The following is a 15,412-nucleotide window of genomic DNA, read 5'->3' on the forward strand; positions in this document are numbered from 1 at the left end:
TTATTTGTTTGCCAGCCTGATGCCGTTGAATTGCCAGCGTTTGTCGGGGTGAAAAAAGTTGCGGTAGGTATTACGAATGTGGTCTGACGGGGTGGCGCAGGAACCTCCGCGCAGCACCATCTGATTGATCATGAATTTGCCGTTATACTCGCCCAAAGCGCCCGGAGCCGTGGAGAAACCCGGATACGGATGGTAGGCACTATAGGTCCATTCCCAGGCATCGCCGTATAGTTGCAGCAGTCCGTGTTGGCTGGTTTTAGCAGCTGCAGGTTCAAGTAAATTGGAGTCTGAAAAATTGCCCTGCTGTGGAGGATAAGCCTGTGAGGCGGCTTCCCATTCAAATTCAGTTAACAGCCGTTTTCCGGCCCAGTTAGCGTACGCGTTGGCTTCGTAAAAACTGATGTGTGTGACCGGCTTATTCGGGTCAAGCTCTTCGAGCCCATGCAAACTATAGCGGTGCCATTTACCTTCCTGTTTTATCCAGTAAAGCGGTGATTCCCAGTTTAATGTTTTAACCAGGTTAAAGCCTTCGTTTAACCAGAATCTGAAATCAGCATAGCCGCCACTTTCCATAAATTGCAGGTACTCGCCATTGGTCACAAGCCTGTTCATTACCTGAAAATCGTGGATCAGAACCTCGTGCACGCCCAGTTCATTGTCGAAACAAAAGCCATCGCCCTGGTAGCCTATTTTATAAATCCCGCCAGGTACATCAAGGAAAGTTGCCGGCACATGGTCAGCTTTTTCAGAAGTTTTGGCTGGTGTGTAAACCGGCAATAAAGGGTTTGTACTTAGGATGTATTTTATATCCGTGAGGAGTAATTCCTGGTGTTGCTGCTCGTGCTGCATACCCAGTTCCAGCACAGGCATCATTTCGTTCAGAATACGCTCGTCAGGGTTCTCCAACAGTTTTGCCAAGTGCTCGTTTACATGGCTGCGGTAACTATAAACATCGCGCAGAGGCGGGCGTGTTAAAGTACTCCGCTCGGCGCGCTGCACCCGGTTCCCAACCGTGTTATAGTACGAGTTAAACAGGTAACTATAGCTCGGGTGAAAAACTTTATAGTTTGGCAGGTAAGGCTTTAGAACAAATTCCTCGAAAAACCAGGTGGTGTGCGCCATGTGCCATTTCGGCGGGCTAACATCGATCATCGGCTGCACCACAGTATCTTCGGGTTCCAGTGGTTTACAGATAAACTCTGTCTGCGATCGAATCTTCTGAAGCCGGGTTATTGTATCAGTTAAGCTGGTAGCGAGGGTTTTCATAGGTTAAGTTATTTGTTTGATTGGCAGATGGTATTTTGTAAGAAAACCGGCGCAATCTCTGATTGTTATGCAGCTGCTTACGTTTATTCCGAAACCTTTGATTTAATTTACATTCAATTCAGCTCTAAACGAATGGCATTACAAACCGCCTTTATACCTTATACGCTTGATTTTAAGTTTGATGCCCGCACATCGAGGGGCGCTATTTCGCAGCACCAGGTGTATTTTATTAAAATATGGCACGAAGCTGAACCAACTATAGTTGGCCTGGGCGAATGTGCTCCGCTGGCTGGTTTAAGTATTGATCATCGGCCTGATCTGGTGCAGAAACTGGAGGCTGTTTGCCAAACTATAAATGCAGGGAAAACTGAAACTTTAAACCTGGATAAACTGGAGTTGCAGGAATGGCCGGCCATCAGATTTGCTCTGGAAACGGCCTTGCTTGACCTGCAAAACGGGGGAGAGCGGTTGATCTACAGCAATAGTTTCAGCAGCGGGGAAGCAGGCATACCGATAAACGGATTGGTTTGGATGGGCGATAAGGATTTTATGCAACAGCAGATTACCCAGAAACTTACCCAGGGCTATAGTTGCCTCAAGCTTAAAATTGGCGGGCTGGACTTTACCACCGAACTGGAAATTCTGCAAAGCATACGCGAAACCGCCTCCGAAAAAGACCTAACGATACGAGTAGATGCCAATGGCGCTTTTGCCCCCGACGAAGCCTTTAAGAAACTGGAACGGCTGGCTAAATACAACATCCATAGTATAGAGCAGCCTATAAAACAAAGTCAGTGGAAAGCGATGGCGGAACTATGTGCTTATACACCCGTTCCTATTGCGCTTGACGAAGAACTGATCGGGGTGCAGGCACCAGCTAAACAAACAGAACTGCTGGAAACTATAAAACCGCAATACATCATCTTAAAACCTACCCTGGTTGGTGGCCTGCAGAAAAGCGCCGATTGGATAGAACTCGCTGAAGAACGAACTATAGGCTGGTGGATGACCTCGGCACTTGAATCAAATATCGGGTTAAATGCAATAAGCCAGTTTACTGCAAACTATAGCCTTGAGATGCCGCAGGGTCTTGGAACCGGCCAACTATACCATAACAACATTTCCTCGCCATTAGAGATAGAGCAAGGCAAGCTCTGGTACCGCAGAAAGCAGGAGTGGGGCCAGCTATAGTTGCACCCGAAACTATACGTATTTTTCGAGAAGCAGCTGCTTTACTTTTTCCATGCCGGTGCTGGCTTTGTCTTCTATCAGGTGCAGGTTGTGGCGCTTTCTTACAGATGGCAGTTTCGGGTCTACCACTATAACAGGTACATCATCAGGCACCAGATCTACCAGTCCGGCGGCCGGGTACACAACCAGCGAGGTACCTACCACCAGGAAAATATCCGCCTGCAGTGTTTCATCCATTGCATTTTCCATCATGGGCACAGGTTCGCCAAACCATACAATGTTCGGGCGTAGTTGCGAGCCTCGTTCACATTTATCTCCTTTTTTCAGTTCCCAGCCTTCTATTTTATAGACCAGCTTTTCATCTAACGTGCTCCGGCTTTCAAACAATTTTCCATGCAGATGCATCACATTGGTAGAGCCGGCCCGTTCATGCAGGTCATCCACGTTCTGGGTTATAATGCGTACATCAAAGTACTTTTCAAGCTCGGCAAGAAGAATGTGTCCAGGGTTAGGTTTAACCGTGTGGGCATTTTTACGACGCTGATTATAAAACTCCAGTACCAGCTCCGGGTTTTTGCGCCAGCCTTGTGGCGTGGCTACTTCCATTACATCGTACCCTTCCCACAGTCCGTCGGCATCCCTAAAGGTTGCAATTCCGCTTTCGGAGCTAATACCTGCCCCTGTAAGTACTATCAGTTTTTTCTTCATGGGAATAAAATCTTGCGTCTGTTATTACAGGCAAAATTAAATCTTAATGCCTATAGTAGACTATACGATGAACATTTTATAGTTGGCCTTCAGGTTTATAGGCTATTGTGTATTATTTCCTTAAAAGGCCAGGTGTAAAGATTATAAGTTCTTGTGATATAGCTGTTTTAAAATATAGTTAGTTTCTAATGTTTGTAATTATTTTAATATGAATACTTGCATTTTTAAATACCTCCTTTTAAATTGCAGTACATCTTCGGAAAAAAATTAAATTATTTAAAGTGATTTTAAGGCCTCAAAGAAGTTTCGCTATGTTGGAATTATACTTGCAAAAGATGGGTTTAGACTGGCATACTTCTTGGTTTAATCAGTATAAACTTAACTTTTAGCCAATGTTAGACCTTCTGAATTTTGTTGCCCTCTCTGGTGTTTTTAACGTTCTGTTCTTCTGGTACGCCTCTACCAAAATGAAATCTAAAGCAGATCCGGTTAAGACCCTGGTAGTGTCGTTTGTATTTTCTATTCCACTTAGCTTTTTGCTGATTGGCGTGTACACGACCATGCTGATCTATGCAGCAAAGACCGGTGCCAACGAAGATGCCATGTGGGAATACATGGAACAAGAAGAATTACAGTAGTCTAAGCTTTTCGTTACCAATATCCATTCAACTCTACAAGTTAGTTTTATAAAAGACCTCAAAGCGACAGCCTCTAAAAGCTGTCGCTTTTTTTTGTGGTATAGATATATAGTTCGTTTTTTTCCCAGCTGGGAAGTTTCAGTTTGCGTGTAGGGTGCAGGTATTCGTTTTATAGTTACTGTTGTCCAGCCACCCCAACTCCTCCTTGCTTAAGGAGGGGAGCTTTTCTGCAACTACTCCCTACTTTGTCATCCTGAAAGGATCTTGATGGAAGGAAGACAGGCTGTATAGTTTCAGCTGTAGTTCTATAGTTGCCTTTTGACACACCCTATTGAGCGCTGCTCGCAAGCTTCGAACTCCCGTTCTTACTTTTCCTCAAGGGGACAATAATGTTATTACTTTATGTCCTTGCCCTCGCTCGCGTCCCGCGAGTGTGAGTTACCTGCGGACTCTGGCCGCTTTAACCTGTGCCTGAGGCACAAGTGGCGGGACGCCACTAAGTAGCTCACACTCGTGGGGCGCGAGCGAGGGCGAATAAAAGAATGAAACGGCCCTGTATTCAAGGAGACCCTTCTGCAAAGCTATAGTTTAAGCCATATTTCTATAGTTGCGGTTTTAACCCACCCCTGCCCCTCCCAAGAGGGGAATTTGGGCTATAGTTTAAGCTTAGCTATAGTTCTATAGTTAAAGACCCGGATCGGACAGGTCGCGACCTGTCCCTACGGAACTACTACCACGATAAGGCGATGCAACTATAGTTTCTCAAGCAAACTATAGTTTAGCTATCGAACTGATCACAGTCTTTGGGTTGAGCGCCTTTGCTTTGTTGCGGTGCCGTCAGGCAACCCGAGGCACGAGGGTAGCAAGAAAGCAGCAGCGCGATGCCCGAAGACGGGGCCTCCCGGCCGTGAGGGCACCAAAGCCAAATTGAAACGATTGGTAAGTAAAGCTCCCAGGATTGAAGAAGGCTATGAAAGAAAAGGCTTGTTTCAGGTTGCAACTATAGCAAACTATAGAACTCAGATTTCTCACGTTTTTCGAAATGACAATAAAGTGTAAATCGAACAATAGGACATACAAAATCAATTAGGCTGCACCCATGATGACAATTACGATAATATGTTTAAAGAATCTCTTTGGATAAGCGTAGTACCATTATACCTGCCATCAACCGGGCCATTCTCCAGTTTTAAAACACCCCTTGGGCAAACATGCGCACAAATACCACAGCCCACACAAGACGACCGGATAATCGGTTTTCCCTGCTGGGCGTACCAGCGTACGTCAATTCCCATCTCGCAGTAGGTGGAGCAATTGCCGCAGGAAATACATTGCCCGCCGTTTGTAGTTATTCTAAAGCGGGAAAGATGTTTTTGCAGAAGACCTAAGTATGCCGCCATCGGACAGCCAAAACGGCACCACACCCGGTTGCCCAGGATCGGGTAAAAGCCAACACCCACTACACCAGAAAAAACAGAACCGATAAAGAAACCATAACTCTTGGAAAAACCACCTGAAAGGTCCCCAAGTAAACTACCGCCAGACCAGGAATTGATCCAGAGCAGGAGTGTGGTAATGATTACAAACCCGAGGATAGGATAGATGATGGCAACTTCCCACTGCCAGGCCCTTTTGCTTTTGTCGGAGAGTTGACGGTAGGGGTCTCCGGCTGTTTCGGCAAGACCACCGCAGCCACACACCCATGAACAATACCAGCGCTTGCCGTAGAAGTAGGTTAGCACAGGCGTTGCCAGGAACGTTAAGACAGCTCCCCAGAAAACCATGAATACCCCTAATGCCTGCCCATTGTCTATCAGGTACCCCACAGTGCCCGGGAAAAGGTAATCGTATTTAAGCGGCCAGAAATAACTGAAATAAAACTCCGGTTGGTTAAAGGCCAGCAGTAGCCCAGGCAACAGAAAGGCGAATCCTAACTGAAAGAAAATAACAGAACAAGTACGGATAAGATGATAGGGGTTATTCCGGTACTTAAGGAGCGCATGCACCCCCATAACCATAACCGCCAGCGTATAGAAAAAACCATACAGAAACCATTGGTCCGAAGGCTTGTGCCGCAGCCCTTGACTTAACGGTTCCAGAGCAATTATAAGTCCATGCAGCGTATCCGGGAACCAGTAAAGCAGGATATAAAAACTGGTTAAAATGATGCCTAAAACCCAGGCTGATATACCACGGGCGGTAGCGTCTTTCTGCCAGATTCCGTTATTCTGATGCGCCACATGCTTGGGTAAACGTGAACAAACTATAACCAGTAAACTGCCTGTGGTTAGCAAACCTATGCCACTTAATCCCCAGACAACGGCATTAATCGTATTTCCTCCTGCTAAAGTAACTGTTAAGCATAACAAGCTGATAGCCATCAGGGTAAAGCCAATGTATTTAAAGTAGCTGTAGAATTGCGTTGTAGATGCTTTGTACATGGCTTAACAGTTGTCGGGTGTTTCTGAGAAGAGGGAAAAGTGCTGGCGTAGTTTCCACCAACCTTGTTGCTTTGCGGGTGCTTGCCTGTCCGGATGCTGCAGGTAATATTGTGTTAAAAGTTCGGGTTCGTACCGCTGAAAAAACTCTGAATCGAAGTTAACGGCACTGAGCTGCTCCATTACCTGGTGTATTGTATAGTTCTCTTTTAGCCAGTAATGACACAGGTCATGTCGGAAGCGGATGCCCAGCAGATTTACACCTTTCAGATTACCGCTTTCGCGCTCATAAAAGAAACGCATGGCTTTACTTTTAGCCGGATGCTCCCAGTAAAGCGAACTATAGCGTTGCTCATCCCAGGTGTGGGGAACAAAGCCGTAGGTCTGGTACTCAATGTTCAGGAACTTGGCGGAGTTAAACCAGGGGCCACGGATATAGGGTTTTCGGTCGCCGGTAAGTACCGCTGCCAGTACTTCGCCGTGTTGCCGGCCGGTATACCAGAGTTGTTCCAGTGCCGGTTCTCCGGGTGCAGGTTCCTTAAACTGGGCGCAGTCCCCAATGGCATAAACATCCTTTATGCTGGTCTCAAAGAAATTGTTTACCAGAATACCTTTACCAAGCTCAATACCAGATGTTTTTAAAAATTCTATAGTTGGCTTTACACCGGTAGCTATGCCCACAAACTGGCAGGGAATCATTTCTCCGTTTTTTGACTTAACGGCTTTGACCGTACCGGTTTCGTCACCAAGTATTTCCGCTAATTCATCCTGAAGTTTCAGTTCTATACCACAAGCCAGGATGTGCTGTGTTACCAGTCCGGCCTCCTTCTCAGGCAGGTTGCTTTGCCAGTACTGTTTCTCACGAACCAGCATGGTTACCTGTATGCCTTTGCTTTGCAGCATTTCCGCCATTTCAATTCCTATCAGTCCGCCGCCAACTATAACTGCCTGTTTTATGCCGTTGGTCTGCTGTTGCATCAGCTCCAGGTCCTGTAACGTTATTAACCCCTGTACGCCTTTTAGCTGCATACCCGGCCAGTTATAATATACCGCCGAAGATCCTGTGGCCAACACGAGCTGGTCGTACGTTAGTGGTTCTGAATGCTGTAGTTTTAGTGTTCTTGTTTCAAAATCTATCGTTTCTACATAATCATGCAGCTGTTCAATCTTCTGTTCTTTATAGTACCAGTCAGGATACGGAATAATATCCTGGTAGCGCATGTGGCCCATGTACACATACATCAGCGCAGGGCGGGAAAAGTGAGTTGGGGATTCAGCAGAAATAACTGTAATGCGGCAATCGGAGCGTGCGCGTAGCTTCTGTGCCAGTGTAATACCGGCTATCCCGTTCCCAATCACTACTACATGTTTGTCGTGCTGCATGTGCTTTACTTCCGGCTCAGGTTAAAAATTTGGTCCGGACTTATAGTTATAACGTTTCCAGAGCAGATCAAATATAAGTTAAATTGATTTAAGCGTGCGGAGGATCGAGAGAAGAAACTTAAACAGGTAGAGGTAAGCTATCGTTTGTCTTAGGGTAACATAACAAAAAAGGCCGGAACAATGTCCCGGCCCCTGTTTTTATAGTTCATTCTTAATGACTGCCGGCGCTGCTGCCAATATCATTGCCACCGTCCTGCACATCAGCACTGCCACGGCTACCGCTTTTACGCGATGGCGCACCGCCAACTTCGCCTTTCATAATACTATCGTTGTCCACATCTTCCTTCTCACCTGTCGGGTTTATATTAGGGACTTTGCCGGCCTTATTTACCGGCTTATTCAGGTTCTCGTTTTTTAGTCTGTCTTTATTTTTATCGTTCATAGTCTTCGTTGTTTTCAGTTATAGTTGGGGCAATAGTGCCTGTTATTAATAGCGTTCATAGTTGTCGCGGTCGTTCCGGTTGTTATGCTGCCGGCGCTCGTTACCAGCCTCAGGGTGGCGGCTAGTATAGTTACCGTGATAGCTGCGTCTGTGTCCGGTTAGGGGGTTGTAATAGCGGTGCTCCTCCCAGTCAGCATTCCATTCGCCATCGTAACCAACACTCAGCGACCCAGCCATGTTGCCATAGTTTTCGTCGCGGGTGCGGGGCCTGTAACGATCAGGGTCATAGTTTCCCTCAAAGTTTCCGAACACGCTTCTGGAGCGGTACATGCTTTCAGGTTGGTTGGTTTCTTCATCCTGCCAGTAGCCCTGCTCATACCGGTTGCCATAGTTGTAAGGTACTCGTCCCTGGTTACGGTCGCGGCGTGGTGCACGGGTATTGTAATTGTTTAAATTCTGCTCCCTGTTCTCAAGCTCAGGTCTTCGCTCGTAGGTCCGCGGACTTTCGTGCCGTTCTTCGCGCTCTCTAAAACCGTTGTATGTGGTCTCGTTGTGATGAGGGCTGTCATTATCGAAGCGGTAAGAACCCCTAAACACATCCTGATCTATCGGGCGCTCATCGCCGCGGTAATGATTTCTGTAGTCGGTGTATCCTGTATTATACCAATCGTTTCCTTCCATAGCATTTAATTCATTAGTGATACTATTTATAACGGCTGAAAACGCCTATGGTTAAGGTATTTATAGAACTATAGCTGTACGGCTAATTAATCTAAACACGCTGACCTGCCGTAAAACTAAGCGAACAAATTAACCAACAACTATGAGAAACAGACGAGAGAATGACCAGCGCGATTTCCAGAATGATGTAGAACCACGCTGGCTGCACGGCAACCACGGTAATAATTCAGACAGAGGAAACTATAGAATTGATTCTCATTTTAACCGCGGAAGAGGGGAATACGACGAAGATTATCTCGACAATGCCTCTTTTAATTCCAGTGCCGAGCAGAATTATAACTATACGGAGGGCCTTTTTCAGCCAGGAGGGGCGCAGTATGCCGGCGAAGACTTTACAAACCATCGCCGCCGCAGAAGATCTGATAACTTGTATGGCATGAGCTACACCAAAGACGATGGCTATAATTCCGGCCGCCATTACGATCCGCGAGCCAGCTATAAAAATTCGGATTACAGCGACCTGCGCAGAAACAGTGAGCCACGAGACCTGAGCCGGGAACAGGACGAGCGTTTCGGGCATGATGTAAGCCGTGGCAGCAGAGGAGATTACCTGGGCCATGCCTCTATGGGGGATTACGAATCATACAGAAGAAATGAACGCTTTGACCCTCGTTATGATAATGATTACAGTGGCGGTTTTGCCGGCCGTAATTACTCCGAAGGAGAATCGCACTATGGCGAGGGCAGCTACTACAGCAACTTAGACCGCTGGAGAGGCGAACAGGCCCGGAACCAACAACAAAGCGGTAAAAGAACCAGGTCTAAGCATTAATAATTTGATTATCTAAATGATGGCATAAAAGCAGAAAGTGTGTTTGTGTCACCTACTAAACTATAAAGTTATGAGACGAAACAACGATATGGATTACGGAAATTTTGAAAACAACTATAACCGGGAACAGGAAAATGACCGATACGGGCGGAACTATAGCCCGCAGCGGGGCAACTTCCACGAGCAAGGCGAGCAATACCGTTCTCCTCAAAACCGGGATAATGGGAGGGGTGGGTATTACCAGCCAACCCGCGAGGATTATTACAACCAGATGTATGACATTGCCAATTACTCCGGTATGCCACGCGATGAAGAGTACGGTTTGCCTCACGGCCCTGAAGATGAGCTGATGAACATGAAACCGATGCCGTTACAGGAAGGGCCTTATAACCGGCACCGGCATTACAACTATAGCTTAGGCTATAACCCGAACTTCGATAACCCCGAAGAAGGTGACATGTACCGCAACTTCGACAGCCGGGGCAACCATGGCTATCGCCATGATGCTTCCTATGGCAACGAAGATGAATTCAGGGATTTTGGCAACGACCACTATGGTAGCCAGGACTATACAAACCGCCCTCCAAATGATCGGTACACTGATTACGACCGGTATTAACTTAACAAATCGCAACCTTAACGTATAAGTAAAGGTACATTAGTATCAAATTTCCATCTGAGAAAAGGCCGCGGCATTTGCTGCGGCTTTTTTATTGCTGCAGGCAGCGTGTTGTATATCCAGATAACTATAAATATATTTGACTATACACCTAAACTCGCTTTACGCATGAAATTATTAAAGAGAATCGGATTCGGGCTGCTCGCACTGGTCTTGCTGCTCATTGCCGGCTCGTTGTTCATCTCCTCTAAATTAAAGGTAGAACGCTCTGTTGAAGTTGCGGCGCCTGCCGAAGCTGCTTTTGAGCAGGTAAACACGCTGCGTAACTGGGAGCAATGGTCGCCGTGGCACAAAATAGATCCGCATATGTTGCTAACGTACAGCGGCCCGGATGGCGGACCTGGTTCCAGCTACAATTGGTTCAGCAAACACCCGGACGTTGGCGATGGCGAATTCAAGATCATCAACACGGAGCCTTATAAAAAGATTGATGCTGAAATGCAGTTTGGGCCCAGCAATAAAGCTACCACCAACTATGTTTTTGAAGAAACCGCAAAAGGTACCCGCATAACATGGGCTATGGAGTCTGAACTGGGCATGAACCCGGTTAATAAATTTTTTGGCATCCTGTTCCTGGATAAATATGTAGGCACCGATTTCGAGCGCGGCCTGAACAACATGAAGCAGATCCTGGAAGCAAAACAATTACCGCAGCAGGACCCGCATGCAGGGCATGGACATTAAACTATAGTTAGCTGCTTTTGCCCTCGCTTGTGTGAGTAATATCTCTGGCTATCGGTGTTAATGCGCGACAGTAACTATAGTTTCTGATGCTGTAGTTCCATAGCAGGAGACGCAAAATATTGCGTCTCTACACACAATGCTTAACAACTGATAATTTGAATCCTGTAAATCCTTACATCCTGTAAATCCTGATTCGGACAAAAACAAAAAAGCCAGGTTCATCACCTGGCTTTTTTGTTTTATAGTTAAACTATAGTTTAGATCAGTTTATACAGCCTGTCGCGGAGGCCGGCAGATGCTTCAACCAATGGCATACGAACTGCAGGCTCGCAAACACCGAAACGCTCCAGCAGGGCTTTTACGCCAACCGGGTTGCCTTCTTCGTACATCAGCGGGTTAATGTCAACAAAGTCGTATAGCAATTGAGACGCTTTGGCAAAATCATAATTCAGGCCATGGCGGATCATATTGCTGAACTTCTCCGGGAAAGCGTTTGCCAGCACCGAGATAACACCAACTGCCCCAATCGAGATCATCGGCAAGGTCAGTACGTCGTCGCCGGAGATCAGCATAAAGTCGGCTGGTTTGTGTTTGGCAATTGCCATACACTGCTCCAGATTACCCGATGCTTCTTTTATAGCTACTATGTTTGGGTGCGCAGCCAGTTTTAAAGTTGTTTCAGCGGTAACGTTGCTGCCTGTGCGGCCCGGCACGTTATACAAAATAACCGGCACCGGCGATGCATCGGCAATAGCCACATAATGCTGGTAAATGCCTTGCTGCGATGGCTTGTTATAGTATGGGCTCACCGAAAGGATGGCATCAATGCCATTAAGGTCGGTAGTAGCGAAGCTATTTAGCAGTTCCTGGGTGTTGTTGCCACCAAGACCGTATACCAACGGCACGCGCCCGTTAACGTGTTCTTTTATAGTTTGCAGTATCTGCTTTTTCTCTTCGGCTGTAGTGGTAACCGACTCGGCAGTGGTACCATTAATTACCAGGTAATCTACGCCGCCATCCAGCACAAAGTCCAGCAGCTTTTTAAGGCCGTTATAGTCTACAGCCAGGTCTTTTGTGAATGGCGTTACCAATGCTACGCCCGTTCCTTTTAATCTTTCCTGAATCATCAATTTTAAATAAGAACTACGAAGTTCTGATTATGGATTGGTTTGTGCAAGTTTTTTAGTTTGTAACGTCTGGAGAACTACAGAAGGTGAGAATTTTCAGTACGAAAGTTTTCTAGAAGTACACATAATGATTTTTGCACTGCTAGTGAATCGAATTAGCCCGTTTCGGGCAATATATTATTATATACTGTTTACTGTTCCTCAAAAAAATCTTCATCAACCTGTTTAATCTCATATGTCGTTTTTACTTGGATTCCGACATTGAACTGATGCATTAAATCAACCAGCTTTTTTCCATCAATACAAATAATTTTGTGGTGGCTGAACGAGCTTTTTCCAAGGCCTTACTATCAAATTCTGATGTGGTAACAAATACTCCTTTGTTGGTGTCGCCACTCATAGCGCCTATGAAATTTCTAATATTAGTCTCTCTTACTTTGCCATCATTAAATCTTTTAGCCTGTATATAGATCTTATCCAAGCCAAGCTGGTCTTCATTAATAATTCCATCAATTCCACCATCACCCGACTTTGCCGTTTCAATATATTCGCCGTAACCCATTTTTTTCAAAAGTCTCAAAACAACTTTTTCAAAAAAGTATGGATTAGTCCCTTTAAGTTTCGTCAATAATTCAATTTTTACATCATCATCTATTCTCTTTACACCTTCGTCTATTAAGTCCTGCGGTGAGGAAAGATTGGCTTCAGGAATTGCATTTGAAAGAGATTTAGGAGCTTCCTGCTTATAAAAGTTAAATAATGAGGATTCATTTTCAAGGTCTCGCACCGTTAAGCTTGCTGAGTGACTTTTCCCCTTTTCTGTTATTTGAACATAGCCTCTTTCAGGAAAAAATACATAACCACCCTTCTTTAAATACGATTTCCCCCAAGCTATTCTATTGTCAATTAGTAGATCGCCTGATTTTGTTTTTTGTTTGAGTTGATCTTCGGTTAATTCAGAATAAAATCTAGTTTTTACTTCGTCGATTAAATCACGAGTCTTCAAGATTTTATCAGTCTTAAGAATTTCTAATATCGGTAAAAACGTTTCGTCAAATTTCGGAATATCCATCACTGCTTTGGTGTTGCTTTAAAGAGCAAATAGCTATTTTACGTATGCCCGGTCCTTGCTGGTGAAAACACGTAGCAAGGGCCGCTTTTTTACTGCCGTTGTTGGTGTTCTCACCAACAACTATACTCCCGCCAGATTTCTTGCTGGTGAAAACACACAGCAAAGGCAATTATTCATTACTCATTCGTAATTAATCATTACATAATATTATTCTCTTCCACCCACTTCAGGAACTGGTCTTTGTAGACTTCGCCTATCGGAATTTCTTTCTGGCCTATGCGGATGCGGCTTTTCTCGATGCTGTCGATTTTCGGTAGGGAAACTATAAACGAGCGGTGCACGCGCAGGAATTTAGAATCAGGTAGTTTCTCCATCATCTTGTTCATGGATAGCAGTGTAATGATCTTCTGGTCTTTGGTCTGGATGATCACGTAATCCTTCAGGCCTTCGATCCAGAGTATGTCTTTAAAATCAACGCGTATAGTTTTGTAGTCAGCCTTCACAAACATGAACTCCTGCTCGGGTGCCGGGGAGGCCTGCGTAATTATAGTTTGTTCAGCCTGCTTCGGATGACGCTGCTGCATACGCTCCTGCGCTTTGGTAACTGCCTTCAGAAAACGGTCGAAGGGGATAGGCTTGAGCAGGTAATCGACGGCATCGTGGTTAAAGCCTTCCATGGCATACTCAGGGTAAGCTGTCGTAAAAATTACAAGCGGCTGGTTTTTCAGAATGTTCAGGAACTGTATACCGGTCAGCTCGGGCATTTCAATATCCAGGAACATCAGGTCTACCTGTTCTTCCTGCAACACTTGCATGGCTTCAGTAGCGCTGGAGCAGGTTTTTACCAGTTGCAGAAAAGGTAGCTTACTGATGTAACTTTCGAGTATGTCGAGGGCAAGAGGTTCGTCGTCTACGGCGATGCAGCGGATGATCATAGTTTAGGTGTGTTTAGGTGTGTGGAAGTATAGTTTCATGGAGGCGTAAAATACACCGTCCTTTTCTTCAAAAGTTAGCTTATGCCGGTTAGGGTAAAGCAATTTCAGGCGTTGGCGTAAATTCTCGAGCCCGATGCCGCCAAATTCACGTTTCTTATGCGTGCTTATATTATTGGCTGTACTAAAATGGAGTTCGCTATCGGTAACCTTCAGGTTAATAATTATCCCGATCTCGTTCTTACTTACCAGGCCGTGTTTAAAAGCATTTTCAACCAGGGTCATCATCAACATCGGGGCAATCTGTTTGCCTTCAATATCACCTTCAACATTAAACTGCAGACTTGTATGTTCGCGTAGCCGAAGCTTTTGCAGGTCTATAAAGTTGTTGATGTGCTCCACTTCCTTTTGCAGGCTTACCAGCGTATCGTTGCTCTCATACAACATATAGCGCATCAGCAGCGAAAGTTTCATAATGGCATCCGGCGTTTCCGGCGACTGCTTGTAGGCCAGCGAGTAAATGTTGTTGAGCGTATTAAACAGGAAGTGGGGGTTAACCTGCGATTTTAAGAAGGCCAGTTCTGCCACCAGTTTCTGGTTTTCGAGCTCTTTGTTACGGCGTTCGTTGCGTATGTAATTGCCGGTTACTTTTAAGCCTGAGCTTATAAAAACCAATACCAGGCCACCCAAACCGTACTGCAGTAAACGCTCCGAAGTAAATACGGCTTTCATATTCGGGTTAAACTCTCTGAAAAGGTAAAAATCAAGCGGGGATTTCACCAGACCATATAGCAGGAGCAGGGCCAGAACATTGGCTATGTACAGCATCAGCTTGTTTCGTGCCAGGTATTTGGGAATCAGGTACGACCAGTTTACATAAAAAATGAGAAGCCAGAAAGCCAGGCCTACTACCACATCCAGCACACGATGTGGCGTAAGCGCTTTGTTACCATTAATATAATACAGCACCCAGGCCCCGAAAGCAAGCCATACAAGAACATGCAACACGATCTGGAATCGCTTTTTCATTGTAACTTCAGGGAACACAAAGGGTAATGCGCTCAAGCTAATAACGTATTAATGATGGAAACTATAGGAGTTGTAACAAAAGCCCGTTAAACTCTTCAGGTTAAAGATAAATAAAATAAATACAGGAATAACTATACTTGCACCCGCACTCTGCCAACACAAGGTAAATTACTACAAAGCTGATTTCTTGGGTGATAAACTGCCTATTAATATCCAGGCTTTTATATTGACTCCAGACCTGGAGTATTTTTATCTGCCAACTGTGTATTCTATCAGATTAATTTTTGCTCGGCTGCTTTCTATAGTTTGT

Annotated in this window: 15 protein-coding genes; 5 read left to right on the top strand and 10 right to left on the bottom strand. The window is 45.4% G+C overall.

Features of this window, described 5'->3' with window-relative positions:
* Positions 1–1,266 (bottom strand): ergothioneine biosynthesis protein EgtB, encoded by a 1,266-nt coding sequence (egtB, locus tag GSQ66_RS03380; protein WP_162426166.1) that lies wholly within the window; start codon positions 1,264–1,266, stop codon positions 1–3.
* A gap of 132 nt (positions 1,267–1,398) precedes the next feature.
* Between egtB and GSQ66_RS03385 the strand changes: the two genes are divergently transcribed.
* Positions 1,399–2,457 carry an o-succinylbenzoate synthase gene (locus GSQ66_RS03385; RefSeq protein ID WP_162426167.1) on the top strand — a complete coding sequence of 353 codons (1,059 nt, stop codon included), beginning with the start codon at positions 1,399–1,401 and terminating at the stop codon, positions 2,455–2,457.
* Between the two features lie 12 nt (positions 2,458–2,469).
* On the opposite strand, the gene GSQ66_RS03390 is transcribed toward GSQ66_RS03385, so the two are convergent.
* On the bottom strand, positions 2,470–3,165 hold the full coding sequence (locus tag GSQ66_RS03390; RefSeq protein ID WP_162426168.1) for an SIR2 family NAD-dependent protein deacylase: 696 nt from the start codon (positions 3,163–3,165) through the stop codon (positions 2,470–2,472).
* Positions 3,166–3,557: 392 nt separating this feature from the next.
* Between GSQ66_RS03390 and GSQ66_RS03395 the strand changes: the two genes are divergently transcribed.
* Positions 3,558–3,803, top strand: a complete 246-nt coding sequence (locus GSQ66_RS03395) for a hypothetical protein (RefSeq protein WP_162426169.1) — start codon at positions 3,558–3,560, stop codon at positions 3,801–3,803.
* A 1,109-nt stretch (positions 3,804–4,912) separates the two neighbouring features.
* On the opposite strand, the gene GSQ66_RS03400 is transcribed toward GSQ66_RS03395, so the two are convergent.
* From GSQ66_RS03400 to GSQ66_RS03415, 4 genes are all read right to left on the bottom strand, one after another.
* The gene (locus GSQ66_RS03400; RefSeq protein WP_162426170.1) at positions 4,913–6,244 is read right to left on the bottom strand and encodes a 4Fe-4S binding protein; all 1,332 of its coding nucleotides are present in this window, start codon (positions 6,242–6,244) and stop codon (positions 4,913–4,915) included.
* A 3-nt stretch (positions 6,245–6,247) separates the two neighbouring features.
* Positions 6,248–7,624 (bottom strand): NAD(P)/FAD-dependent oxidoreductase, encoded by a 1,377-nt coding sequence (locus tag GSQ66_RS03405; protein WP_162426171.1) that lies wholly within the window; start codon positions 7,622–7,624, stop codon positions 6,248–6,250.
* Between the two features lie 211 nt (positions 7,625–7,835).
* Positions 7,836–8,066, bottom strand: coding sequence for a hypothetical protein (locus GSQ66_RS03410; protein WP_162426172.1), 231 nt, complete (start codon positions 8,064–8,066; stop codon positions 7,836–7,838).
* Positions 8,067–8,111: 45 nt separating this feature from the next.
* Positions 8,112–8,747, bottom strand: coding sequence for a hypothetical protein (locus GSQ66_RS03415; protein ID WP_162426173.1), 636 nt, complete (start codon positions 8,745–8,747; stop codon positions 8,112–8,114).
* A gap of 142 nt (positions 8,748–8,889) precedes the next feature.
* Here GSQ66_RS03415 and GSQ66_RS03420 point away from each other — a divergent pair, with 142 nt between their 5' ends.
* The 3 genes from GSQ66_RS03420 to GSQ66_RS03430 all read left to right on the top strand — a co-directional run bounded on the left by GSQ66_RS03420 (position 8,890) and on the right by GSQ66_RS03430 (position 10,942).
* Positions 8,890–9,579, top strand: coding sequence for a hypothetical protein (locus GSQ66_RS03420; protein WP_162426174.1), 690 nt, complete (start codon positions 8,890–8,892; stop codon positions 9,577–9,579).
* A 70-nt stretch (positions 9,580–9,649) separates the two neighbouring features.
* Positions 9,650–10,198, top strand: coding sequence for a hypothetical protein (locus tag GSQ66_RS03425; RefSeq protein WP_162426175.1), 549 nt, complete (start codon positions 9,650–9,652; stop codon positions 10,196–10,198).
* Positions 10,199–10,366: 168 nt separating this feature from the next.
* Complete coding sequence (locus tag GSQ66_RS03430) at positions 10,367–10,942, top strand: SRPBCC family protein (RefSeq protein ID WP_162426176.1); 576 nt, start codon at positions 10,367–10,369, stop codon at positions 10,940–10,942.
* Between the two features lie 257 nt (positions 10,943–11,199).
* On the opposite strand, the gene dapA is transcribed toward GSQ66_RS03430, so the two are convergent.
* The 4 genes from dapA to GSQ66_RS03450 form a co-directional block, all read right to left on the bottom strand.
* A complete protein-coding gene (gene dapA / locus GSQ66_RS03435) occupies positions 11,200–12,069 on the bottom strand; it encodes a 4-hydroxy-tetrahydrodipicolinate synthase (RefSeq protein ID WP_162426177.1) in 870 nt (289 codons plus the stop codon).
* Between the two features lie 274 nt (positions 12,070–12,343).
* Complete coding sequence (locus GSQ66_RS03440; RefSeq protein ID WP_202923399.1) at positions 12,344–13,141, bottom strand: restriction endonuclease; 798 nt, start codon at positions 13,139–13,141, stop codon at positions 12,344–12,346.
* Positions 13,142–13,338: 197 nt separating this feature from the next.
* Positions 13,339–14,076, bottom strand: coding sequence for a LytR/AlgR family response regulator transcription factor (locus GSQ66_RS03445; protein WP_162426178.1), 738 nt, complete (start codon positions 14,074–14,076; stop codon positions 13,339–13,341).
* A 3-nt stretch (positions 14,077–14,079) separates the two neighbouring features.
* Positions 14,080–15,102 carry a sensor histidine kinase gene (locus GSQ66_RS03450; protein WP_162426179.1) on the bottom strand — a complete coding sequence of 341 codons (1,023 nt, stop codon included), beginning with the start codon at positions 15,100–15,102 and terminating at the stop codon, positions 14,080–14,082.
* Positions 15,103–15,412 lie beyond the last annotated feature (310 nt).

Source organism: Pontibacter pudoricolor, assembly GCF_010092985.1.
GTDB lineage: Bacteria > Bacteroidota > Bacteroidia > Cytophagales > Hymenobacteraceae > Pontibacter > Pontibacter pudoricolor.

What these genes read in the sequence shown, in the direction of transcription:
- egtB (WP_162426166.1), bottom strand. Translation starts at nt 1,266, where the DNA reads ATGAAAACCCTCGCTACCAGCTTAACTGATACAATAACCCGGCTTCAG.
- GSQ66_RS03385 (WP_162426167.1), top strand. Translation starts at nt 1,399, where the DNA reads ATGGCATTACAAACCGCCTTTATACCTTATACGCTTGATTTTAAGTTT.
- GSQ66_RS03390 (WP_162426168.1), bottom strand. Translation starts at nt 3,165, where the DNA reads ATGAAGAAAAAACTGATAGTACTTACAGGGGCAGGTATTAGCTCCGAA.
- GSQ66_RS03395 (WP_162426169.1), top strand. Translation starts at nt 3,558, where the DNA reads ATGTTAGACCTTCTGAATTTTGTTGCCCTCTCTGGTGTTTTTAACGTT.
- GSQ66_RS03400 (WP_162426170.1), bottom strand. Translation starts at nt 6,244, where the DNA reads ATGTACAAAGCATCTACAACGCAATTCTACAGCTACTTTAAATACATT.
- GSQ66_RS03405 (WP_162426171.1), bottom strand. Translation starts at nt 7,624, where the DNA reads ATGCAGCACGACAAACATGTAGTAGTGATTGGGAACGGGATAGCCGGT.
- GSQ66_RS03410 (WP_162426172.1), bottom strand. Translation starts at nt 8,066, where the DNA reads ATGAACGATAAAAATAAAGACAGACTAAAAAACGAGAACCTGAATAAG.
- GSQ66_RS03415 (WP_162426173.1), bottom strand. Translation starts at nt 8,747, where the DNA reads ATGGAAGGAAACGATTGGTATAATACAGGATACACCGACTACAGAAAT.
- GSQ66_RS03420 (WP_162426174.1), top strand. Translation starts at nt 8,890, where the DNA reads ATGAGAAACAGACGAGAGAATGACCAGCGCGATTTCCAGAATGATGTA.
- GSQ66_RS03425 (WP_162426175.1), top strand. Translation starts at nt 9,650, where the DNA reads ATGAGACGAAACAACGATATGGATTACGGAAATTTTGAAAACAACTAT.
- GSQ66_RS03430 (WP_162426176.1), top strand. Translation starts at nt 10,367, where the DNA reads ATGAAATTATTAAAGAGAATCGGATTCGGGCTGCTCGCACTGGTCTTG.
- dapA (WP_162426177.1), bottom strand. Translation starts at nt 12,069, where the DNA reads ATGATTCAGGAAAGATTAAAAGGAACGGGCGTAGCATTGGTAACGCCA.
- GSQ66_RS03440 (WP_202923399.1), bottom strand. Translation starts at nt 13,141, where the DNA reads ATGGATATTCCGAAATTTGACGAAACGTTTTTACCGATATTAGAAATT.
- GSQ66_RS03445 (WP_162426178.1), bottom strand. Translation starts at nt 14,076, where the DNA reads ATGATCATCCGCTGCATCGCCGTAGACGACGAACCTCTTGCCCTCGAC.
- GSQ66_RS03450 (WP_162426179.1), bottom strand. Translation starts at nt 15,102, where the DNA reads ATGAAAAAGCGATTCCAGATCGTGTTGCATGTTCTTGTATGGCTTGCT.